The following is a 3,152-nucleotide window of genomic DNA, read 5'->3' as shown; positions in this document are numbered from 1 at the left end:
GTGTGCCCGGCGAGCCGCGTCCGCTGGTGGGCGAGACGGGTGGTCATGTGCACCGGCGAGTCGTAACGCAGCATCTCCTCGACGGCGGGCGCCGCCAGCCGCGGGGCGGACCGCAGCAGGGCGTACTGGTCCGGGTGGCGGATCAGCGCCAGGATGCCGTTGGCGACCAGGTTGACGCTCGTCTCGTGCCCGGCCACCAGCAGCGTGACGCAGGTCGCGAGCATCTCGTTCTCGGTGAGGATGTCGCCCTGTTCCTCGACGGCGGCGAGCCCGCTGATCAGGTCGTCGGCGGGTTCGGCGCGACGCCGGGCGATGAGGTCGCGGAAGTAGGCCACGAACTCGCGGGCGGCCTGGGAGCGTGCGTCACGCTCCTCGGGCAGCAGGAGCGGATCGGGGTCGAACCCGCGGGCGAGTGCCCCCGACCAGCGCTGGAGGTCCGGGTGGTCCTCGGCCGGCGCGCCGAGCAGCTCGGCGATAACGGTGAGCGGCAACGGGTAGGCCAACGCGGTGACCACGTCGACCTCGCGGGCCTCGACGATCGCGTCGAACAGGTCGGTGACGAGCCGCTCGATGCGGGGGCGCAGGTCGGCCACCGTGCGCGGGGTGAACGCCTTGCTGACCAGCCCGCGCAGCCGGGTGTGGTCGGGCGGATCCATCCAGAGGAACGAGGTCGGCAGGTCGAGCGTGTCGACGCCGGGATGGAACAGCTCGGCCTCGTGGGCGTGGCTCCAGTTGTCGTCCTGGAGAACGGCCGCGCAGTCCTGGTAGCGGGTCACCAGATGCACACCCAGTGGAGTGGGGAAAAGCGGGTCGGCCTCGCGGGCCGCGGCGTACCGGGGATAGGGGTTAGGCCAGTGCTCGGGACTGAACGCGTCGAAGACGACCCGTGGCACGTCGGCGTGAGAAGTGGCGACGTCCGGCTCGATGTCCGTTTCGTGCGCGCTCACTGGTCTCCTCGGAATGCGGTGGGCCGGATACCGTGCTGGCCGGTCGGTGGTCAGTCCTGGAGGCGGACCGGGAGGGTGTCCAGCCCGTGGATGGCGACCGTGTCCCGCCAGACGGGTTCGCCGGTCAGGGAGAGCCCGGGGGCGCGGCGCAGGAGGGTGTCCACGGCGATCTGGGTCTCCAGTCGGCCGAGGTGCGCGCCGAGGCAGTAGTGGAGCCCTTCGCTGAACGACAGGTGGCGCGGCGCGGGCGCGGGGCCGGCGAACCGGGTGATGTCCAGCCGTTCCGGATCGGTGTACACGGCCGGGTCGCGGTTGGCGGCGGCGGTCAGGACGACGATGCCCTCCCCCCGCGCGAACGTGTGCCCGGCCAGTTCCCGTTCCGCCAGCGCGACCCGGTGGGTGAACTGCACGGGCGGCTCGTAGCGGAGCAGTTCGTCGACGGCGGGCGCCGCGAGATCGGGATCGGCGAGCCAGCGCGCGATCTGGTCGGGGTTGCGCAGGAGGGCCACGACACCCTTGCCGATCAGGTCGGAGATGGTCTCGTATCCTCCGATCAGCAGCCCCACGGCCAGCCCGAGCGCCTCCCGGCCGCTCAGTTCGCCGCGGTCCTCGGCCGCGCACATCCCGCTCAGCATGTCGTCGCGGGGATCCTCGCGACGCCGCGCGAGCAGCGCCGCGAAGTACGCCTCGAACTCCCGCATGGCCTCCGGCCTGCGCGCCAGGCTCTCGGGCGACTGCAGAATGTCCGGGTCCGTGCCGCGGACGATCTCCAGCGACCACCTCTGGACGGCCGGGTGGTCCTCGATCGGGATGCCGAGCATGTCGCCGATGACGGTGAGCGGCAGCGGACGCGCGAACGCCTCCATCAGGTCGGCCTCACCGGCCTCGATCGCCGTGTCGAGCAGCGCGTTGACGAGCTCTTCGATCCGCTGCCGGAGCCCCTCGGTGTTGCGCGGGACGAACGCCCGTTTGACCAGCCCTCGTATCCGGGTGTGGTCCGGCGGGTCCATCCGCAGCATCGACCCCGGCACGTCGTCGGGAGCCACTCCTGGCCGGAAGGGATTGATGCCCGCCTCGTAGCCGTGGCCCCACAGCGCGTCCGTGAAAACCGTCGAGCACTCCTCGTAGCGCGTCGCCATGAGAATATCCGGCCTGATCGGGTACAGCGCGGCGAAATCGCGGACGGCCGCGTACCGCGGGTAGGGGTTGGATCGGTGCGCGGGATGAAAGGCGTCGAAGACAACCTGCGGCGCAACGGACACGTCCACATCCCTCTCTCGGCACGGGTGTCACGAAATTATCCTGCCGGAATTCTGCGCGGTCACGGTCTCCGCCGGCTGCCGGCGGATGAACATCCTTCGAACTAATCCGGTGACGATGTCGATGAAATGCTCACATGAATTCCGGTGCGCCGCAAGAACGCCTATGGCGCCATCGGAAAAACGGATCGCCGGCGTAACGTCCGGAGCCGCGAATCCCGGGACACGTCGAGAGCGCTGGCGGGGGAGGCTCCTCCGACGGTGATCGCGGACGGTCCTGTCGCTGCGGGCCGTACGGGCTGGGCTGTCCGGGTGAGCGGAACTGCCGTTCGGCTGGACCGGGGCGTGCCCGCTGCTCTTTAAGGCCGGTTGATACGCCGGGTGGCCGGTTGGTGTGCAATATCATACTGACGGGTGTGTCGCGACCGCTTTCGCCGCTGATCGATGCCGCCGCTCTCGCCGCGCGCCTCGGGGATCCCGGGTTGCGTGTCCTCGACGCGACCGTGCACATCAGCTGGCCACCCGACGTCAAGGGGCTTCAGGCGGCCAGCGGCCGGCCGGACTACGAGCGTGCCCACATCCCCGGGGCGGCCTTCGCCGATCTTGCCGGTGAGCTGTCGGACCCGGACGTGCAACTGCCGTTCACGTTGCCCGACGCCGAGCGTTTCGCCGTCGCGGCGGGCCGGCTGGGCATCGGCCCTGACAACGAGGTCGTCTACGCCCATCTGCCTGGCTGACCGCGTGCTCTGGCTGGCGGCGGGTGTGTTCCGCGGGGCTGCCCCGGGCGGCTCAGGTGCTGTCGGGGGCAGCCGCGGGCGGGGTGTGGGTGGCCGTGGTGTGGGTGACGGAGTGGGCGGCGTTGTCGGGCGGGGTGTTGTCGGGGACTGCCGCGGCGGAGACGGTCTGCTCGTCGGTGGCGCCGCGGGGCCTGGGCGGAGCTGGGACC

3 protein-coding genes are annotated in these 3,152 nt (G+C 70.9%); 1 reads left to right on the top strand and 2 read right to left on the bottom strand.

Annotated features, from left to right (window positions below; translation table 11 throughout):
- Both AC5LSR_RS12220 and AC5LSR_RS12215 read right to left on the bottom strand, forming a co-directional pair.
- Window positions 1-947: cytochrome P450 (locus AC5LSR_RS12220; protein WP_493468472.1), on the bottom strand; the 947-nt coding region annotated here is incomplete at its 3' end.
- A gap of 50 nt (window positions 948-997) precedes the next feature.
- Window positions 998-2,209, bottom strand: coding sequence for a cytochrome P450 (locus tag AC5LSR_RS12215; RefSeq protein ID WP_250285123.1), 1,212 nt, complete (start codon window positions 2,207-2,209; stop codon window positions 998-1,000).
- A gap of 413 nt (window positions 2,210-2,622) precedes the next feature.
- Between AC5LSR_RS12215 and AC5LSR_RS12210 the strand changes: the two genes are divergently transcribed.
- Window positions 2,623-2,943: a sulfurtransferase gene (locus AC5LSR_RS12210; RefSeq protein WP_250285124.1), complete on the top strand. Its 321-nt coding sequence runs from the start codon at window positions 2,623-2,625 to the stop codon at window positions 2,941-2,943.
- The last annotated feature ends 209 nt before the right edge of the window (window positions 2,944-3,152 follow it).

The sequence above is a fragment of the Protofrankia sp. CiP1_Cm_nod4 genome, assembly GCF_982290645.1.
This window is presented reverse-complemented; position numbering and strand designations above follow the sequence as displayed.